We start from the raw sequence: 18632 nt of genomic DNA on the forward strand, positions 1-18632 counted from the left end.
CTTCTCAACACATACACGCGTCAGGGCCCACAGTGTCGTGCGTCTACCACGCGGCTAGCCCCTCCACCGCCTGCGGCCGTCGGGACGGCCGTCCGCACTGGACTTGTGAGGACTCACGTGAGCTCGAAACCTGTCGTACTCATCGCTGAAGAGCTGTCGCCCGCCACGGTCGACGCTCTGGGTCCGGATTTCGAGATCCGGCACTGCAACGGCGCCGACCGCGCCGAATTGCTCCCCGCGATCGCCGACGTCGACGCCATCCTGGTGCGTTCCGCCACGAAGGTCGACGCCGAGGCCATCGCCGCCGCGAAGAAGCTCCGGGTCGTCGCCCGGGCCGGCGTCGGTCTGGACAACGTCGACGTCTCCTCGGCCACCAAGGCCGGCGTGATGGTCGTCAACGCCCCGACCTCCAACATCGTGACCGCCGCCGAGCTGGCCTGCGGTCTGCTGGTCGCCACCGCGCGCAACATCCCGCAGGCCAACACCGCCCTCAAGAACGGCGAGTGGAAGCGCTCGAAGTACACCGGGGTCGAGCTCAGCGAGAAGGTCCTCGGCGTCGTCGGCCTCGGCCGCATCGGTGTCCTGGTCGCGCAGCGCATGTCGGCGTTCGGCATGAAGATCGTCGCGTACGACCCCTACGTCCAGCCGGCCCGCGCCGCGCAGATGGGCGTCAAGCTCCTCAGCCTGGACGAGCTCCTGGAGGTCGCCGACTTCATCACCGTGCACCTGCCCAAGACCCCCGAGACCCTCGGTCTCATCGGGGACGAGGCGCTGCACAAGGTGAAGCCCTCGGTCCGCATCGTCAACGCCGCGCGCGGCGGCATCGTCGACGAGGAGGCGCTGTACTCCGCCCTCAAGGAGGGCCGCGTCGCCGGCGCCGGCCTGGACGTGTACGCGAAGGAGCCCTGCACGGACTCCCCGCTCTTCCAGTTCGACCAGGTCGTCTGCACCCCGCACCTCGGCGCCTCCACCGACGAGGCCCAGGAGAAGGCGGGCATCGCGGTCGCCAAGTCGGTGCGCCTCGCCCTCGCCGGTGAGCTGGTCCCGGACGCGGTCAACGTCCAGGGCGGCGTCATCGCCGAGGACGTACGCCCCGGCCTGCCGCTCGCCGAGAAGCTCGGCCGGATCTTCACCGCGCTCGCGGGCGAGGTCGCGGCCCGGCTCGACGTCGAGGTGTACGGCGAGATCACCCAGCACGACGTCAAGGTGCTGGAGCTCTCGGCGCTCAAGGGCGTCTTCGAGGACGTCGTCGACGAGACCGTGTCGTACGTCAACGCCCCGCTCTTCGCCCAGGAGCGCGGGGTCGAGGTCCGCCTCACCACCAGCTCCGAGTCGCCCGACCACCGCAACGTGGTCACCGTGCGCGGCACGCTCTCCAGCGGCGAGGAGGTCGCGGTCTCCGGCACGCTGGCGGGCCCGAAGCACCTCCAGAAGATCGTGGCCATCGGCGAGCACGACGTGGACCTGGCGCTCGCCGACCACATGGTCGTCCTGCGCTACCAGGACCGTCCCGGTGTGGTCGGCGCGGTCGGCAAGATCCTCGGCGAGGCCGGGCTGAACATCGCGGGCATGCAGGTCTCGCGGGCGGCGGAGGGCGGCGAGGCCCTGGTCGTCCTCACCGTCGACGAGACCGTCCCGCAGACGGTGCTCACCGAGATCGCCGACGAGATCGGCGCCTCCTCGGCCCGCTCGGTGAACCTTACCGACTGACGCAGCTGACCGACCGACGCACCCGGCTGCCGGGCGCCCCTTCACCGGGGTCGCCCGGCAGCCGTTTGCGTTCGGGGGACCAATCCGCCCCTATGGGCCCCGGGTTGGGTCCTGGGGCCCACGACGGGTGAGGCGCCCCGACCCTAGGGTGACCGGTTGTCATGTCACTCATGGGCATCGGGGGTCGGATCACGTATGTCTGCTGTCGGTGGCATACCCGTAGCGGGAGGCCCGGCTCCGGCCGCCGCCCCGCACCGTGACCTCCCGGGCCCGCTCGTCGTCGTACGGGTGCTGCTCCTCGTCCTGCTCGGCGCGACGGCCCTCGGCGCGATCGGCCTCTCCGGCTCCGCGATCGCCGCCGACGCCATGGGCGCGCAGGTGCTCGGCATCCTGCTGTACGCCTCCGCCCCCGGGGTGCTCTGCGCGCTGCTGGCCTGGCACCTGCGGACGGGCGGCAGGCGGGTGAGGTGGGGGATCGTCGCCGTCCAGGTGTGGCTGATCGTCGGGGGCCTCGGCAACCTGGCGGACGGGTCCCCGGACGGGTTCACGCAACTGGTGCTGCCCGTCGTGATCCTGGTGCTGCTGAGCCGGGCGCAGAGCCGGGCGTGGTTCCTGCTGCCGCCCCGGGAGCGCGGGGAGCCGCCGAAGTTCTCGCTCCCGTACATGATCACCTGGAAGCGGGACCGTGGGCAGTCCGCGCTGGAGTACCTGGGCCTGGTCCTGATCGTGGTCGCGCTGATCGCGGCGCTGACGGTGGGGGGCCTGGGCGGCCGGATCACGGAGGGGCTCCAGTCGGCGATCTGCTCGCTGACGGGCAGCTCGTGCCCGGTCTCGGGCGGCAGCGGCGAGGTGGAGGCGGGGGACACGTCGGGCGGTACGTCGGGTGGTACATCCGGTGGTACGGACGCGGGTTCCACCGTCACGGGCGGTACGGGTGCCACGGGCGGCGACGCGACGGGCGGCACAGGCGCCGCCGGCGGCGAGACCTCCGGCTCCACGGGCTCCACGGGCTCCACGGGCTCCACGGGGTCATCCGGCACTACCGGCTCCACCACCGGCTCCACCACAGGCGGCGGCACCGGCGGCCCCGACGACGACGGGCGCCCCGGTACCGGCGAGGACACCTTCCCCGAGGACCACGAGGAGCCCGAGGCCGCCTACGACATCCCCGCCTCCGCCGAAGGCGACGGCAACGGCGAGAACGGCGGCGGCGAGCAGGCCGAGGAGCAGGAGGACTGCGGCGGCTGGGGGTTCTTCGGCTGCGCCTGGGACCGTACGACGCAGGTCTTCAAGGGCCTCGTGGTCGACGGCATCTGGGGCGACATCTCCGGGATCATCGACCTGTTCAAGCCCGAGACGTGGGCCGGCCTGGCCGACTACGGCCGTCAGCTCGGCGACCAGTGGATGAAGGACTCCCAGGGCGCGGGCGACAAGTGGAGCGACGGCGACTACCTGGGCGCGATCTGGGACTGGGGCAAGGCCTCCGTCAACACCGTGGTCACGGTCGGGGACGACGTCTTCGTCGGCGACGAGGTCCGCGAGCGCTGGAACAACGGGGAGAAGACCCGGGCTGTCACCGATGTGATCTGGAACGTCGGATCGCTCTTCATCCCCGGCTACAACGTGGCCAAGGTGGTCGGCAAGGCCGGAAAGCTCGGCAAGATCGGCAAGGTGGCCTCCGAGGTCGCGGACGCGGCGGGCGACGCGGGCGCGGCCGCGCGGCGGGCCCGCAAGGCGGCGGAGGCGGGCGACCTCGACGGCGTACGCAAGGCGGCCAAGGAGGCGGACGAGGCGGCGGACAGCGCCGAGGACGCGGCGCGCCGGACCGGCTGCGCCATCGCCTCGGGGCCACCGCTCCTGGTGCGGTACGGGGGCGGGGCGGCCGGCGGTGTCCCCGGCGACGGTACGGGGGTGCTGGCGGGCGGCTCGCCGGGCCGGGTGGTCCTGGCCAACGGCGGGTGCGACGAGGCGGCCAAGAAGGCGGCGGCGGAGGCACGGGCGGCAGAGCGCGCCGCACACCTGGAGCAGAAGCGGCTGGAGGAGCCGGAGCGGGCGCGGAAGGCGGAGCTGGAGAAGAAGCAGCACCCGGAGCCGCAGCGCAACGACACCTCCGACCCGCGCAACTACAACCCGCCGTCCTGGGCGGACGACCTCAAGAGCCGCACGCTCGGAGACGCGGACGCGGGCGACGGCTACTGGGCGAGCCGGGACCGCAACCCCGCGCCCAACTGGAAGAACGAGTCCTGGCTCCGCTACCAGGAGCAGATCACGGGGACGAACCGGGGCCAGGAGTACGTCGTACCGCACCCGCGCGAGGGCAAGCCGGCGGTGGAGTACGACGGCTGGGACTCCTCCCGGCAGACGTACCTGGAGGCCAAGAACGGCTACGGCAGCTACCTCTCCAAGACCGACCCGGGCACGCTCACCCCGTCCGGCAAGGACAAGTTCGTGGCGGAGGCGCGCGCCCAGGTGGAGGCGGCCGGCGGCAAGCCGGTGGAGTGGCACTTCTCGGACCCGGAGGTCGCGAAGGCGGCGAGGAAGGCGTTCCGGGACGAGGGGCTGCCGATCAAGGTGGTCCCCACCCCGGTGAAACCGGGCGACAGCACCAGGAAGCCCGGAGCCTTCGACGAGTAGCCGAGTAGCCTGCACGCGTGGGGGACCCGGAGCACGCGGGGGGACCCCGGAGCGGTCCGGCGACGGAGGAGAGAGATCAGCATGCGACGTGTAGTGCGGGGCTTCTGGGGTCCGAGGCCCGAGTCCGCCGACGCTCTGGCCGACCGGTGGCGGCAGACCCTGGACGGGCTCGCTGTCCTGGTCCCGCAGGCGGCGGACGCCTGGAGCCAGGTCCACGCCGACGGACCCGCGACGGCCATCACGGCCGACGGGAAAGCCCTGCTCGACGCGGTGCGCACCGCCCAGAGCGCGGCCGACTGGTCGGATCTGACCGGCACCGGGCTGCGGCTGGTCGGCACGGGCGCGCCCGGCTGGGAGGCGGAGGTCAGCGGACTGGCGGGCGGCCGGCCGGAGTTCCTGCTCCAGTCGCTCGCGGTGATCCTCCACGCCCCGGACGACGCCCCCGTCCCCGAGGAGGACATCCTCGCGCTCCTCGCCCGGGTCTGGGAGCCGGACTTCGGCGATGTGAGCGACGACGACGTACTGGACGCGCTGGAGGACGAGGCCGGGTACGCGGTCGGCGACCCGGTCGTGGGCCGGACCGGCTACCTCTCCCCGGCCCGTGCCGCCCTCGTACCGGAGGATCTGGCGGCGGTCCGCCAGGAACTCCCCGGCGGCGGCGAGCTGTTGAGCATCGCGGCCCCCGGCGACAGCGCGGCGGTGGTGCGCGCGTACGAGCGCCTGCGCGAGGCGGGGGCCCTGGCGCCGCTGCCCCGCCCGATGGACCGGGCGGTGCTGTGACCCGCGGAATCGTCTTTTCGGCCGCCCGGGCCGCGCTGTGACGGCCAGGGCGGGGGAGCCCTTCGCGCTGCCCCGGGCGGTGGCAGAGGCCGAGCAGCTCCTCGCCACCCCCGTACCGCCCACCGGCCCCACCACCGCGCAGGGCGACCCGGCGACGGGCGAATGGACCGCCACCGACGGCGCGGGCTTCCGCATCGTGCCGCTCTGGGAGGGCGACCCGCTGACCGGCGTGTACGCCCCCGAGTGGAACGACGCGGAGGAGGCGGCTGAAGCCCATCTGGCCGCCCTTGCCCAGGAGTTGGACCACCGCTGGGGCCCGCACGCCACGGTCCGCCTGCACGTGCCGCTGCGACAGTGGCAGCGCGGCGGCCCGCCCGTGGAACCCCTGTTCCAGGCGCTGTTCGCGGAGCACCTGTACGGGGACCTGACCGTCTGGGGGCCGGTCGGTGCGGCCGGCCCGGGCGGCTTGGGCGACCGCTGGTTCGCCGTGACGGTCGGCCACAGCGACGGCGACGCGCCGCTGGTGCTGGCCGCCCTGGTCAGCGAAGGGCCGCTCACCGAACCGGACGACGCGGGGTGGTGAACCACCGCCCCGCCGGACGTGGCCGGGGCCGCTGGTAGGGTCCTGCGGCATCGCCCGGCATGTGATGGAGAGGGTCCATGAAGCTGCTCCCCCTGTTCCTCCGGCGGCCCATCGAAGCGGTGTACGAGCGCCGGCTGGCCAGCACCCTGGTGGGTCTGCCGCGCCCCCAGCACGTCGGGATCATGGTCGACGGCAACCGGCGGTGGGCCCGGAAAGCCGGGCACACGGACGTCCGGGAGGGCTACCGGGCGGGCGGCGCCAAGGTGACCACGTTCCTGGGCTGGTGCACGGCCGCCGGGATCGAGCACGTGACCCTCTTCATGCTCTCCGACGACAACCTGGGCCGCCCCGCCGAAGAGCTCGGCCCGCTGATCGAGGTCATCGAGGAGACCGTCCGGGACATCACCGCCGAGGGCCGGGACTGGGAGGTCCAGGTGATCGGCTCGCTCGACCTGCTGCCCGGCGCCAGCGCCCAGGTGCTCAAGGAGGCCACCGCGGCGACGACCGGGCGCGGCGGGCTCAAGGTGGACGTGGCGGTCGGCTACGGCGGCCGGCGCGAGATCGTCGACGCCGTGAAGCGGGCCTTCGAGGAGCACATGGCGGCGGGCGGTGACCCCGCCGACCTGGTCGCACGGTTCGAGATCGACGACATCTCCCGCCACCTCTACTCACCCGTGGCCGACCACACCGACTTCATCATCCGCACCTCCGGCGAGCAGCGGCTGTCCGGCTTCCTGCTCTGGCAGTCCGCCTATGCCGAGATGCACTGGGTGGACTGCTACTGGCCGGCCTTCCGGCACGTGGACTTCCTGCGCGCCCTGCGCTCGTACGCGAACCGGGAACGCCGCTTCGGCAAGTGACGGGCGCGCGGCACTTCGAGGCCGGAGCGCCCCTACAGCCGCGCCCGCTTCACCGCCATGTGCAGCAGCAGCCGGTCCTCGCCGTCGCCCAGGTCGAGGCCGGTGATCTGCTCGATGCGGGAGAGGCGGTAGTAGAGCGTCTGGCGGTGGACGCCCAGCTCGGCCGCCGTCCGGCTCGCCTGGCCCGCGCAGTCCAGGAACACCTCCGCCGTGTGCGCCAGCTCCTTGTGCAGCGGGGTCAGCAGGGCGGCGACCGCCGGGTCGGCCGGGTCCGTGCCGGTGCCCGGGAGGGCGGTGAGCAGGCGGTACGGGCCGATCGCCGACCAGCGGGCGACCGGGCCGAGACGGGTCTCGGCGCGGGCCGCGCGGGCCGCCGCCGTGGCCTCGCGCCACGAGGCCGGCAGCGCGTCCAGGCCCCGGCGCGGTGCCGCGATCCCTCCCGTGGCCCCCGGGCCCGCCCCCGTACGCAGGCGCTCCGCGGCGCCCGTCGCCGGGTCCAGCCGGTCCGCCGAGCGCAGCCGGATCAGCGCGGCCAGCGACACGGCCCCGGTGCCGCGCGGCCCGGAGCCCGCCGGCCCGCCGGCCGCCGCCCCGGTGATCGTCGCCAGCGCCGCCGCCGACGCCACTCCTCGTACCGACGGCGTGTCCTCCGCGCCCCACGGGGTCACGCACACCACCGCGTGCAGCCCCTCCGCGTCCTGCCCCAGCGCCTCCCGCAGCGCCGCGACCGCCGTGTCGTGCTGCCGACCGGGCCCGGCCGTCAGCACGGCGCCGAACTCCCGGGAGAGGTCCGCGCCCGCCCGGGCCTCGTCCGCGAGCAGCGCCCCGATCCGGGCGGTGACCTCCATGGCGGCGGCCAGCCGCTCGTCGGTCGGGCCGGGGTCGGTGTCGAGGAGCCAGACGTAACCGAGGACGACACCCCGATGGCGTACCGGAAGGCAGATCCTGTCCCGGAAGACCCCGGCCTCGGGCGCGGCGGGGATGCGGACCGGGCCGGTCGCCCGGGTGATGCCGAACCCCTCGAACCAGGCGCGGACGGCGGGGGTGGAGCGCCGGGTCAGGATCGAGCGGGTGCGGACCGGGTCCATCGCCGTGTCGTCGTCGCTGTCGTGGGCCCCGAAGGCGACCAGGCCGAAATCACGGTTCTCCAGGGTGGCGGGGGCGCCGAGGAGGGCGGAGATCTCGTCGACCAGTTCCTGGTAATCGCCTGTCACTCCGCCATTCTCGCACCCCTCCCCGCCTCCCTTCATACAGATGTCTGAGATGGCGGCCACGGATGCGTGACAGGTGTCGATGGCACAGGGCGGGAGCGGTGCCTAGATTTCACAGTGGTTATCCGTGCCGTACCGGTCTGTTCATGCCCGTTCACCTACGTTCATGTTCGTACCGTTACGGCCCCTCGTCCGTACATTCGTGGAGGTGCCCCGTGCTGGGTCCCGTGATTCTCGCCGCATCCCGCAGCGACAAGATGCGCCGGTTCATCTCGGCCGCGCCCGGCACCAAGCAGGTCGTCGACCGCTTCATCGCCGGGGAGACCGTCGACCAGGTCGTGCCGATCGTCGAGGACGCCGCGGACAAGGGCCTGGAGGTCACGCTCGACGTCGTCGGCGAGGACATCACCACCCCCGCGCAGGCCGAGGCCGCCCGTGACGCCTACCTGGAGCTCATCGAGCGCCTGAAGGCCCTGGACCTCGGCCCGCGCGCCGAGATGTCCGTCAAGCTGTCGATGTTCGGCCAGGCGCTGGAGGGCGGCCACGAGCTCGCCCTCGCCAATGTGCGCCCCGTCGTCGAGGCGGCGGCCGCCATCGGCACCACCGTCACCCTGGACGCCGAGGACCACACCACCCTCGACTCGATGTTCGCCATCCACGAGGAGCTGCGGAAGGACTTCCCGCAGACCGGCTGCGTCATCCAGTCCTACCTCTTCCGCACCGAGGACGACGCCCGCCGCCTGGCCGCCGCCGGCAGCCGCGTCCGCATCGTGAAGGGCGCCTACAAGGAGCCCGCCTCCGTCGCGTACCAGGACAAGGCCGAGATCGACAAGGCGTACGTCCGCATCACCCGGATCCTGATGGAGGGCGAGGGCTACCCGATGATCGGGTCGCACGACCCCCGTCTCATCGCCATCGCCCAGGAGCTCGGCCGGCAGACCGGGCGCAAACTGGATGAGTACGAGTTCCAGATGCTGTACGGCATCCGCAGCGACGAGCACATCCGGCTCGCGGCCGAGGGCCACCGGATGCGCGTCTACACGGCGTACGGCACCGACTGGTACGGATACTTCATGCGCCGCCTCGCGGAGAAGCCGGCCAACCTGCTGTTCTTCGGCCGCTCGATCCTCACCAAGGGCTGAGCAGCCCCCGGGCTGACCCACACCCCCGCCGACACCAAGGAGACAAGGCACTCATGGACGCCGTCACCCAGGTCCCCGCGCCGGTCAACGAGCCGGTCCACTCCTACGCCCCGGGCTCCCCGGAGCGCGCCCGCCTGGAGGTGAAGCTCAAGGAGCTTAGCCACAACCCGATCGACCTGCCGATGACCATCGGCGGCGAGAAGCGGATGGGCGGCGGCGAGCGGGTCGACGTCGTACAGCCGCACAACCACCAGGCCGTCATCGGCACCTTCGCCGGGGCCACCGAGCAGGACGCCCAGGACGCCATCGACGCGGCCCTCGCCGCCGCTCCGGCCTGGCGCGCCATGGCCTTCGACGACCGCGCCGCGATCATCCTGCGCGCCGCCGAGCTGCTGTCGGGCCCCTGGCGCGAGACGCTGGCCGCCTCCACCATGCTCGGCCAGTCCAAGACCGCCCAGCAGGCCGAGATCGACACCCCCTGCGAGCTCGTCGACTTCTGGCGCTTCAACGTGCACTACGCGCGCCAGATCCTCGCCGAGCAGCCCCCGGCCAACTCCCCGGGCGTGTGGAACCGCATGGACCACCGCCCGCTGGAGGGCTTCGTCTACGCGATCACGCCGTTCAACTTCACGGCCATCGCGGGCAACCTCCCCACCGCCCCCGCCCTCATGGGCAACGTCGTGGTGTGGAAGCCGTCCCCGACCCAGACCCACGCCGCCGTGCTGCTGATGCAGCTCCTGGAGGAGGCCGGGCTGCCCAAGGGCGTCATCAACCTGGTCACCGGTGACGGCAAGGCCGTCTCCGAGGTGGCGCTGAACCACCGCGACCTGGCCGGTATCCACTTCACCGGTTCGACCCCCACCTTCCAGCACCTGTGGAAGACGGTCGGCAACAACATCGCCAACTACCGCACCTACCCGCGGCTCGTCGGCGAGACCGGCGGAAAGGACTTCGTCGTCGCGCACCCGAGCGCCGACCGCGCCGTGCTGAAGACCGCGCTGACCCGCGGCTCCTTCGAGTACCAGGGCCAGAAGTGCTCCGCGTCCTCGCGTGCGTACGTCCCCGCCTCCATCTGGAACTCCGGTTTCAAGGAGGAGTTCGCGGCCGAGGTCGACGCCATCAAGATGGGTGACGTCACGGACCTGACGAACTTCATCGGCGCCGTCATCGACGACCGCTCGTTCGCCAAGAACAAGGCCGCGATCGACCGCGCCAAGTCCGACCCGGCGTGCACGATCGTCGCGGGCGGCACCTACGACGACTCGGTGGGCTACTTCGTCCGCCCGACCGTCATCGAGTGCTCCGACCCCGAGAACGAGGTCTTCACGACCGAGTACTTCGGCCCGATCCTCGCGGTCCACGTCTACGAGGACGAGAACTACGACGCCATGCTGGAGCAGATGGAGTCGGTCTCGGACTACGCGCTGACCGGCTCGGTCATCGCGGGCGACCGCGCGGCCGCCCGGTACACGATGGACAAGCTCCGCTACGCGGCGGGCAACTTCTACATCAACGACAAGTCGACCGGCGCCGTGGTCGGCCAGCAGCCCTTCGGCGGCGGCCGCGCCTCCGGCACCAACGACAAGGCGGGCGCCCCGCAGAACCTCCAGCGCTGGACCCTCACCCGGGCCATCAAGGAGACCCTGGTCGCGCCGACCGAGTACACCTACCCCCACCAGGGCTGACGCCCTTCCCCGGGGCGCCGCAGCACGACGCCCCGGGCTCCAGGGCCTTGACGAAGGCCCCCTGAGCACCGTCCCCCGACCGGTCCCCCAACCGGCCGGGGGGCGGTTTCCATGTGCCGTCCCGTACGAGGCCGTCGGCGGGCTCCTCAGATCTCCACCAGCACCTGGTCCAGCGACTTGCGTACGAGGTCGGGGACCTCGCAGTCGTCGGCGGGATGGCCCACGGGGATCACGGCGAACGCCTTCTCGTTCTCCGGCCGGCCCAGCACCTCGCCGAGGAAGCGCATCGGGCTCGGGGTGTGGATCAGCGCGGCGAGCCCGGACAGGTGCAGGGCGCTGAGCAGCATCCCCACCGCGATGCCCACCGACTCGTCCACGTAGTAGTGCTTGCGCTTGGTGCCGTCCTCGCCGAGCCAGTAGCGCTGCTGGAACACCACGATCAGGGCGGGCGCGTCCGTCATATGGGCCTTGACCGCGTCGGTGCCCAGCGGGCGCAGGGCCGCGAGCCACTCCTCGCCGAGCCGCCCGTCGTAGCTCAGCTTCTCCTCGTGCTCGGCGGCCTCCCGGATCCGGCGGCGTACCTCGGGGTCCTTGACCAGGACGAAGGTCCACGGCTGCTGGTGGGCGCCGGAGGGGGCGGTGGCCGCGCAGGCGATGGCGTCGCGCAGCACCTGCTCGGGGACCGGGTCGGGGGAGAAGGCGCGGACGGTCCTGCGCTCGTCCATGCGCTCCCGCAGCCGGGCGGCGCGGGCCAGCGACTCCTCGGGGGCGGTCCGCTCGGGGCAGTAGGGGGCGGGGCGGTACGGGGCGCCGTGGGTGGGCGACCACTGCCGGGGTGCGGGTGTCGTGTCGGACATGGGCGCAGTGTGCGCGGCGGGGGCGGCCGGGGGAAGCGGGGGACCGGCCAGGGCGGGGGCCGGTCCCGGTCAGTGTCCGCTGACCGGGACCGGTTGTTTGCCGGCGTACGCCTCGGGGCGCTCCTCGGGGCACTCCTCCAAGTGACGCGGTCTTGTGGTGCAGGTAATGAACATGTCAAATTCCTACTCGGTACGTCCCCACACGTCACCCGAGAAGGAGCTCCCCCCATGAGACGCAACTCCCGCGCCCGCCTGAGCCTTTCCCTCCTGCTCGTCGCCGGTGCCCTCGGCCTCGGCGCCACCCCCGCCACCGCCGCCGAGGTGCACGCCGCCGCCGCTGCCACCCCCTCGGCGATCCCCTCCGCGTCCGCGTACGCACTCGACGCCGCCGTCGAACGCACGCTGGGCGCCGACACCGCCGGAACCTACCTCGACCGGAAGACCGGCGAGCTGGTCGTCACCGTCACCACCGACCGGGCCGAGGAGCAGGCCCGCGCCACCGGGGCCACCGTGCGCCGGGTGACCCGCAGCGCCGCTCAACTCGACTCCGCCATCGCGACCCTGGAGGCCGAGGCGAAGATCACCGGCACCTCCTGGGGCATCGACCCGCGTACCAACCAGGTCGCCGTCGAGGCCGACTCCTCCGTCTCCGCACGGGACATGGCCCGCCTCGAAGCCGTTGCCGAGCGGCTCGGCGGAGCCGTGAGCATCAGCCGCGTACCCGGTGTCTTCCACCGCGAGGTGCTGGGCGGCGGGGCCATCTACGGCGGCGGCAGCCGCTGCTCGGCCGCCTTCAACGTCACCAAGGGCGGAGCCCGTTACTTCGTGACCGCCGGACACTGCACCAACATCTCCGCCAACTGGTCCGCCACCTCCGGCGGTTCGGTCATCGGCGTCCGGGAGGGCACCAGCTTCCCGACCAACGACTACGGCATCGTCCGCTACACCGACGGCTCCTCGCCCGCCGGAACGGTCGACCTCTACAACGGCTCCACCCAGGACATCGCCTCCGCCGCCAACGCCGTCGTCGGCCAGGCGATCCGCAAGAGCGGCTCCACCACCAAGGTGACCTCCGGCACCGTCACCGCCGTCAACGTCACCGTCAACTACGGTGACGGGCCGGTCTACGGCATGGTCCGCACCACCGCCTGCTCCGCCGGAGGCGACAGCGGCGGCGCCCACTTCGCCGGTTCCGTCGCCCTCGGCATCCACTCCGGCAGCTCCGGCTGCTCCGGCACAGCGGGCTCGGCCATCCACCAGCCGGTGGTGGAGGCGCTCCAGGCGTACGGCGTCTCGGTGTACTGAGCCGGGTGAGATGCGGGGTACGGAGCCGCCTCGACCGGCTCCGTACCCCGTATCGCCCCTGCGTGCCTGGTGGGAGCGGGTGCCTGGGAAACTGGGATCATGACCGAGCTCCCCGCGGTGCACGCCGCCCACACCTATGAGCTGACCGCGGCTGTACGGGACGAGATCCGCACCCTGCTGGACACCGCCTTCGAGGGCGACTTCAGCGACGACGACTGGGAGCACTCCCTCGGCGGCGTCCACGCCCTGGTGCGCGACACCGGCGGACTCCTCGTCGCCCACGGCTCGATCGTCCAGCGCCGGGTGCTCCACGACGGCCGCTCGCTGCGCGCCGGATACGTCGAAGCCGTCGCCGTCCGCCCCGGCCGCCGCCGCCAGGGGCTCGGCCACCGGGTGATGGGCGCGCTGGAGCGGGTCGTCGACGGGGCGTACGAGTTCGGCGCGCTGTCCGCCTCCGACGCGGGCGCCGCGCTCTATGCGGCCCGCGGCTGGCAGGTGTGGCCGGGGGGCCTCGCCGCCCTCGGACCGCACGGGACGGTGGCGCTGCCGGAGGAGGAGGGCTCCACGTACGTCCGCCCGGCCGCCGGGCACGTACTGCCCGTCGCCGGCCACCCGCTGGTCTTCGACTGGCGCGACGGCGACCTGCTGTAGCGCGACGGCGACTTGCCGCGGGACGGCGACGTGCCGCGGAACGGGCGGTCAATTCCCTTCCGAGCGTCCTCAGTCGGCGACCCGGATCAGCATCTTCCCGGTGTTCCCGCCCCGCAGCATCCCGAGGAACCCCTCCACCGTCCGCTCGAATCCGTCCACCACCGTGACGTCAGGCACGACCGCCCCGCTCTGCAGATGCGGCACCAGGAAGTCCTCCAACTCCTGCTGCACGTCCCCGTAGTTGCGCACCATCACCCCTTCCAGGCGCAGGCTCTTCTCCACGATGTCGAACAGGTTGCGCGGGGCGGCCGGCGGCTCGTGCGCCGAGTGGTACTGGGAGATGGCGCCGACCCACGCGATCCGCCCGTGCTCGCGGAGCACCGAGATCGCGCCCTCCAGATGGTCCCCGCCGACGTTGTCCACGTAGGCGTCGATGCCGCCGGGCGCCGTTTTCGCCAGCAGCTCTCCGACCGGGCCGTCGTGGTAGTCGAACGCCGCGTCGAAGCCCAGCTCCCCGGTCAGCCAGGCCACCTTCGCGGGCGATCCCGCGCTGCCGACGACCCGCCCGGCGCCGAGCAGCCGGGCGATGCGCCCCACCGCCGTACCGACCCCGCCCGCCGCCGCCGAGACGAAGAGGTCCTGGCCGGCCCGGAACTCCAGCGTGCGGGTGAGCGCCACATAGGCGGTGAGCCCGGTGCCGCCGAGGATCGACAGGTACGCGGTGAGCGGGACCCCGTCGTACGCGGGTACCTTGCGCACCCTGCCCTCGCCGGGCTCCACCACGGCATGGGTCCGCCACCCCTCACGGTGCAGGACGAGGTCGCCCTCCGCGAACCCGGGGGCGCGGGAGGCTGTCACCCGGCCGAGGGCCCGGCCCTCCAGCGGGACGCCCAGCGCCCAGCCGCCGTCGTCCATCGCCTCGCGGTGGTACGGGTCCACGGAGAGGTAGAGGTTCTCCACCACGGCCGTGCCGGGAGCGGGCTCCGGTACGGGTGCCTCGTGGACGGTGAAGAGATCCGGCGTCGGGAAGCCGTGCGGGCGGGCGGCGAGGTGGAGGGTGCGGGCGGTGCGCTGTGTCGTCATGCCGCCGACGGTAGAAGGGAACGCGATGGCCGGACAGGGGGTCCCGTCGATGGAAGAATCGTTTCCATGAGCAGCTTTCATGGGTCTTCGGCGCCGCGTCGGTCTTCGGCGCCCCGCCCGGTCGCGGGCGTGGGGCGGGCCTCGCGATGACCGATCTCGGCCCGCACGAGCTCCGCGTGATCGTCGCCGTCGCCGACGTACGCGGGTTCTCCGCCGCCGCCCGGGAGCTCGGCATGACCCAGTCCGCCGTCTCCCACTCCGTCCGCTCCAGCGAGCGCCGGATCGGCGCCGTCCTCTTCGAGCGCGGCCGCCGGGGCGCCACGCCGACCCCGGCCGGTGAGGTGGCCGCCGCGCACGCCCGCCGCATCCTGCGGCTGCTCGACGTGATGGGCGCCGAGGCGCGGGGAACCGCCACCGGACCCGGCGGCGCGGACACGGTCGGCGGGCCGCTGCGGATCGCCGCGTTCCGCGGTGCGGCCCTGCATCTGCTGCCACCGGCCCTGGAACGCCTCAGGGCCCGCCACCCCGGCATCGAGCCCGTGGTGCGGATGGTGCGTGAGGTGGGGCGGGGGACGGCCGGTGAGGTGCTGGACGGGCGGGCCGATCTGGCGGTCGCCACGCTCGGGACCACCTCGGCCGTGCAGCCCGGCCTGGTCGGCGGCGTACTGCTGGAGGAGGAGTACGCCCTGGTGCACCCGGCCGGGCACCTCGCGCCCCGGACGCTGCCGCTGGTCGACTGGGCCGAGAACTGCACCTCGTACACCCGCGACTGGTGGGCGGCCCAGGCCTGGATCCCCCGGGCGACGGTGGAGGCCGAGGACGACGGAGCGGTGCTCTCGATGGTGTCCCGTGGTCTCGGCATGGCGATCATGCCCGGTCTGTCCCTGTACGGAGCACCCGACGGAATCGAGATCACTGCTCTCGGAGCGGACCGCCCGACCCGCTCGATCGGCTACCTCACCACCCCTGAGCAGGCACGATCCCTCGCCGTACGGGCGCTGATCCGGGAGCTGAGGGCGGAGCGCGGGGGAGCGGCCGTCTCAGATAGTAGGAAGTCCGACTAACTGTAGAGACAGAGCGGCCCGACTGTCCTAGCTTTGTAGGAGCCGAACGAATCGCTCGATCGAGCGTCTGTGGCGGTTGAGGGCGCACGCCCCGAAGCAGGTCACCCCCTGCGGCGTACGCTCCCCGCTCCTTCCGGCACCTCGAAATCCGATCCCGGCCCGGCCTCGGCGCCGCACCACGCTGTGCGGCCTGCCCCCGGCATCCATGCGATCTCAAGGAGTCGATCCATCATGGCCAACACCACCACCCGCCGCGTCCGCCACTCCTCCGGCCAGGCCGAGGCCGAGCGCAAGAACGCCGCCGCCGCCCTGCAGCGCGCCCTCGACCGCCGGGACAACGGCGGCGCGACCGGCCACTGAGCCGCAGAGGCCCGCAGACCCTTCGCCCCCACCCCGAGCACCCGAACACGCTTACCTTCCGTCCATATGGTGGACGTCGGATGTCATGGGGTGGGACGCACCGTTAGGCTTCCCGCATGTCTCGCAGCATCGATCTCGCAGTGATCCCCGGTGACGGAATCGGCCAGGAAGTTGTGGCCCAGGGCCTCAAAGTCCTCAACGCTGTCCTCCCGCAGGATGTGAAGCTGGAGACCAAGGAGTACGACCTTGGCGCCCAGCGCTGGCACCGCACCGGCGACACCCTCCCGGACGCGGAGCTGGAGGCGCTCAAGAACCACGACGCCATCCTCCTCGGCGCGATCGGCGACCCGTCCGTGCCGTCGGGCGTCCTGGAGCGCGGGCTGCTGCTGAAGCTGCGTTTCGCCTTCGACCACTTCATCAACCTGCGCCCGTCCAGGCTCTTCCCGAACACCGCGACCCCCCTCGCCGGCCGCCCCGACATCGACTTCGTCGTCGTCCGCGAGGGCACCGAGGGCCCGTACACCGGCAACGGCGGCTCGCTGCGCACCGGCACCCCCGCCGAGGTCGCCACCGAGGTCAGCGTCAACACGGCGTACGGCGTCGAGCGCGTGGTCCGGGACGCCTTCGAGCGAGCAGCCGCGCGGCCCCGCAAGAAGCTGACGCTGGTCCACAAGAACAACGTCCTCGTCTACGCCGGCCACCTGTGGAAGAACACCTTCGACAAGGTCGCCGCCGAGTACCCGCAGGTCTCCACCGACTACCTGCACGTCGACGCCGCGACGATCTTCTTCGTCACCCAGCCGGAGCGCTTCGACGTCATCGTCACCGACAACCTGTTCGGCGACATCCTCACCGACCTCGCCGCCGCCGTCACCGGCGGTATCGGCCTGGCCGCCTCCGGCAACATCAACCCGACGGGCGCTTTCCCGTCGATGTTCGAGCCGGTCCACGGCTCCGCCCCCGACATCGCGGGGCAGGGCAAGGCCGACCCGACCGCCACGGTCCTCTCCGTCGCCCTCCTGCTGCGCCACCTCGGTTACGAGGCCGAGGCCGTGCGCATCGAGGACGCCGTCTCCGCCGACCTCGCGGAGCGCGACGGCGCTGCCACGCGTACGACCGACGAGATCGGTGACGCGCTCGCGGTACGCGTAGCGAGCTGACCCGACGACTCCACTTCGAAGCCGCCGGGTCGCATCAGCGCCCGGCGGCTTCACCTGTGCGGCCCCCGGGTGCCACCATCGACCCCTGGACCGCATTCCCACCATTTCGTGCCTGGCCCCCCGCAAGCGATAATCGAACGCGGGGCCGTGGCTCGTGGTGAAGCTCGGACGTCCTAGGACCTGACCGGAAAGCGTCGGGAGGAGGACGGGCGTGGGCGCGGTCCATCACACACAAGACCGGTGAAGGACACGCACTCATGACGACGCCCACGATCGAGCTCAAGCCCTCCTCGAACCCGCTGTCCGACGCGGAGCGCGAGGCGATCCTGGCCAACCCCGGATTCGGCCGGCACTTCACCGATCACATGGTGACGATCCGCTGGACCGAGGGCCGCGGCTGGCACGACGCCGAGCTGGTCCCGTACGGCCCGCTGTCGCTGGACCCGGCCAACATGACTCTGCACTACGCGCAGGAGATCTTCGAGGGGCTGAAGGCCTACCGCCAGCCCGACGGCTCGGTCGCCTCGTTCCGCCCCGACGCCAACGCCCGCCGCTTCCAGCGCTCGGCCGCCCGCCTGGCGATGCCGGAGCTGCCGGTCGAGACGTTCATCGAGGCGTGCGACGCGCTGGTCCAGCAGGACAAGGCATGGGTCCCGGCCCACGGCGGCGAGGAGTCCCTCTACCTGCGCCCGTTCATGATCGCCACCGAGGTCGGCCTCGGCGTGAAGCCGGCCAACGAGTACCTCTTCCTGGTCATCGCCTCGCCCGCCGGCGCCTACTTCCCCGGCGGCGTGAAGCCCGTCTCCATCTGGCTCTCGGAGAACCGCGTCCGCGCCGTCCCCGGCGGCGTCGGCGACGCCAAGACCGGCGGCAACTACGCCGCCTCCCTCCTCGCCCAGGCCGAGGCCGCCGCCCACGGCTGCGCCCAGGTCGCCTACCTCGACGCCGTCGAGCACAAGTGGGTCGAGGAGCTCGGCGGGATGAACCTCTACTTCGTGTACGAGCAGGAGGACGGCTCCAAGAAGATCATCACGCCCTCCCTCACCGGCTCCCTCCTCGCCGGCGTCACCCGCGACTCCCTCCTCAAGGTCGCCCGCGACCTCGGTTACGGCTCCGAGGAGGGCCGCGTCTCCATCGACCAGTGGCGCGACGACACCGCCAAGGGCACCCTCACCGAGGTCTTCGCCTGCGGCACCGCCGCCGTCATCACCCCGGTCGGCATCGTGAAGACCGCGAACGGCGAGTGGACCCAGGGCGACGGCACCCCCGGTGAGGTCACCATGAAGCTCCGCGACCGCCTGTTGGACATCCAGCGCGGCATCGCCGAGGACACCCACGGCTGGATGCACCCGCTCGGCTAGGCGCCCCTCCGCCCAGGATCAGGCCGCACCGGCTCCTCGCAGGTGCGGCCTTTTCCCTGCCCGAGAGATAGAGCGCCGCTCGAACGGGAGCGCAAGAAACTTCCGTACAGCTTCACAGCATGGTTAGAGTGACACTCTAATCCCCCGCGATCAGGAGCCCCCCATGCCTCCCATGCCCGCCACTCC

The 18632-nt window shown here is 72.3% G+C and carries 16 protein-coding genes; 13 read left to right on the forward strand and 3 right to left on the reverse strand.

What is annotated here, in order from left to right:
- The first annotated feature begins 117 nt into the window (after positions 1–117).
- From serA to IF17_RS0131525, 5 genes are all read left to right on the forward strand, one after another.
- The gene (serA, locus tag IF17_RS0131505; RefSeq protein ID WP_030573368.1) at positions 118–1710 is read left to right on the forward strand and encodes a phosphoglycerate dehydrogenase; all 1593 of its coding nucleotides are present in this window, start codon (positions 118–120) and stop codon (positions 1708–1710) included.
- A gap of 195 nt (positions 1711–1905) precedes the next feature.
- Entirely contained in the window at positions 1906–4344 is a 2439-nt protein-coding gene (locus IF17_RS0131510; protein ID WP_030573371.1) for a Tox-REase-5 domain-containing protein, read from the forward strand.
- Between the two features lie 81 nt (positions 4345–4425).
- The gene (locus IF17_RS0131515) at positions 4426–5124 is read left to right on the forward strand and encodes a serine/threonine-protein kinase (RefSeq protein ID WP_030573374.1); all 699 of its coding nucleotides are present in this window, start codon (positions 4426–4428) and stop codon (positions 5122–5124) included.
- 37 nt (positions 5125–5161) lie between these two features.
- Positions 5162–5707: a hypothetical protein gene (locus IF17_RS0131520; protein ID WP_030573376.1), complete on the forward strand. Its 546-nt coding sequence runs from the start codon at positions 5162–5164 to the stop codon at positions 5705–5707.
- 77 nt (positions 5708–5784) lie between these two features.
- Positions 5785–6567, forward strand: a complete 783-nt coding sequence (locus tag IF17_RS0131525) for an isoprenyl transferase (RefSeq protein WP_030573379.1) — start codon at positions 5785–5787, stop codon at positions 6565–6567.
- Between the two features lie 32 nt (positions 6568–6599).
- On the opposite strand, the gene IF17_RS0131530 is transcribed toward IF17_RS0131525, so the two are convergent.
- Positions 6600–7781: a PucR family transcriptional regulator gene (locus tag IF17_RS0131530; protein ID WP_030573382.1), complete on the reverse strand. Its 1182-nt coding sequence runs from the start codon at positions 7779–7781 to the stop codon at positions 6600–6602.
- 212 nt (positions 7782–7993) lie between these two features.
- Between IF17_RS0131530 and IF17_RS0131535 the strand changes: the two genes are divergently transcribed.
- Positions 7994–8920 carry a proline dehydrogenase family protein gene (locus IF17_RS0131535; protein ID WP_030573385.1) on the forward strand — a complete coding sequence of 309 codons (927 nt, stop codon included), beginning with the start codon at positions 7994–7996 and terminating at the stop codon, positions 8918–8920.
- 53 nt (positions 8921–8973) lie between these two features.
- On the forward strand, positions 8974–10605 hold the full coding sequence (gene pruA / locus IF17_RS0131540; protein ID WP_030573388.1) for an L-glutamate gamma-semialdehyde dehydrogenase: 1632 nt from the start codon (positions 8974–8976) through the stop codon (positions 10603–10605).
- Positions 10606–10751: 146 nt separating this feature from the next.
- On the opposite strand, the gene IF17_RS0131545 is transcribed toward pruA, so the two are convergent.
- Entirely contained in the window at positions 10752–11462 is a 711-nt protein-coding gene (locus tag IF17_RS0131545) for a nitroreductase family protein (protein ID WP_030573391.1), read from the reverse strand.
- Between the two features lie 228 nt (positions 11463–11690).
- Between IF17_RS0131545 and IF17_RS0131550 the strand changes: the two genes are divergently transcribed.
- Both IF17_RS0131550 and IF17_RS0131555 read left to right on the forward strand, forming a co-directional pair.
- Complete coding sequence (locus IF17_RS0131550; protein WP_030573394.1) at positions 11691–12767, forward strand: S1 family peptidase; 1077 nt, start codon at positions 11691–11693, stop codon at positions 12765–12767.
- Positions 12768–12866: 99 nt separating this feature from the next.
- The gene (locus IF17_RS0131555; RefSeq protein WP_030573396.1) at positions 12867–13418 is read left to right on the forward strand and encodes a GNAT family N-acetyltransferase; all 552 of its coding nucleotides are present in this window, start codon (positions 12867–12869) and stop codon (positions 13416–13418) included.
- A 69-nt stretch (positions 13419–13487) separates the two neighbouring features.
- Here the strand turns inward: IF17_RS0131555 and IF17_RS0131560 are convergent, their stop codons facing one another.
- The gene (locus tag IF17_RS0131560; protein WP_030573399.1) at positions 13488–14501 is read right to left on the reverse strand and encodes an NADP-dependent oxidoreductase; all 1014 of its coding nucleotides are present in this window, start codon (positions 14499–14501) and stop codon (positions 13488–13490) included.
- Positions 14502–14647: 146 nt separating this feature from the next.
- Between IF17_RS0131560 and IF17_RS0131565 the strand changes: the two genes are divergently transcribed.
- The 4 genes from IF17_RS0131565 (at position 14648) to IF17_RS0131580 (ending at position 18446) form a co-directional block, all read left to right on the forward strand.
- Entirely contained in the window at positions 14648–15565 is a 918-nt protein-coding gene (locus IF17_RS0131565; protein WP_030573402.1) for a LysR family transcriptional regulator, read from the forward strand.
- A 231-nt stretch (positions 15566–15796) separates the two neighbouring features.
- The gene (locus IF17_RS1000000140165) at positions 15797–15925 is read left to right on the forward strand and encodes a hypothetical protein (RefSeq protein WP_018509719.1); all 129 of its coding nucleotides are present in this window, start codon (positions 15797–15799) and stop codon (positions 15923–15925) included.
- Positions 15926–16041: 116 nt separating this feature from the next.
- Entirely contained in the window at positions 16042–17085 is a 1044-nt protein-coding gene (locus IF17_RS0131575) for a 3-isopropylmalate dehydrogenase (protein WP_030573404.1), read from the forward strand.
- Positions 17086–17342: 257 nt separating this feature from the next.
- Positions 17343–18446: a branched-chain amino acid aminotransferase gene (locus IF17_RS0131580; protein WP_030573407.1), complete on the forward strand. Its 1104-nt coding sequence runs from the start codon at positions 17343–17345 to the stop codon at positions 18444–18446.
- Positions 18447–18632 lie beyond the last annotated feature (186 nt).

Source organism: Streptomyces cyaneofuscatus (genome assembly GCF_000718135.1).
GTDB lineage: Bacteria > Actinomycetota > Actinomycetes > Streptomycetales > Streptomycetaceae > Streptomyces > Streptomyces cyaneofuscatus.

Coding starts and splice junctions, on each gene's coding strand:
- IF17_RS0131510 (WP_030573371.1), top strand. CDS start 1,906: ATGTCTGCTGTCGGTGGCATACCCGTAGCGGGAGGCCCGGCTCCGGCC.
- IF17_RS0131525 (WP_030573379.1), top strand. CDS start 5,785: ATGAAGCTGCTCCCCCTGTTCCTCCGGCGGCCCATCGAAGCGGTGTAC.
- IF17_RS0131565 (WP_030573402.1), top strand. CDS start 14,648: ATGACCGATCTCGGCCCGCACGAGCTCCGCGTGATCGTCGCCGTCGCC.
- IF17_RS0131550 (WP_030573394.1), top strand. CDS start 11,691: ATGAGACGCAACTCCCGCGCCCGCCTGAGCCTTTCCCTCCTGCTCGTC.
- IF17_RS0131515 (WP_030573374.1), top strand. CDS start 4,426: ATGCGACGTGTAGTGCGGGGCTTCTGGGGTCCGAGGCCCGAGTCCGCC.
- IF17_RS0131580 (WP_030573407.1), top strand. CDS start 17,343: ATGACGACGCCCACGATCGAGCTCAAGCCCTCCTCGAACCCGCTGTCC.
- IF17_RS1000000140165 (WP_018509719.1), top strand. CDS start 15,797: ATGGCCAACACCACCACCCGCCGCGTCCGCCACTCCTCCGGCCAGGCC.
- IF17_RS0131560 (WP_030573399.1), bottom strand. CDS start 14,501: ATGACGACACAGCGCACCGCCCGCACCCTCCACCTCGCCGCCCGCCCG.
- IF17_RS0131555 (WP_030573396.1), top strand. CDS start 12,867: ATGACCGAGCTCCCCGCGGTGCACGCCGCCCACACCTATGAGCTGACC.
- IF17_RS0131575 (WP_030573404.1), top strand. CDS start 16,042: ATGTCTCGCAGCATCGATCTCGCAGTGATCCCCGGTGACGGAATCGGC.
- pruA (WP_030573388.1), top strand. CDS start 8,974: ATGGACGCCGTCACCCAGGTCCCCGCGCCGGTCAACGAGCCGGTCCAC.
- IF17_RS0131545 (WP_030573391.1), bottom strand. CDS start 11,462: ATGTCCGACACGACACCCGCACCCCGGCAGTGGTCGCCCACCCACGGC.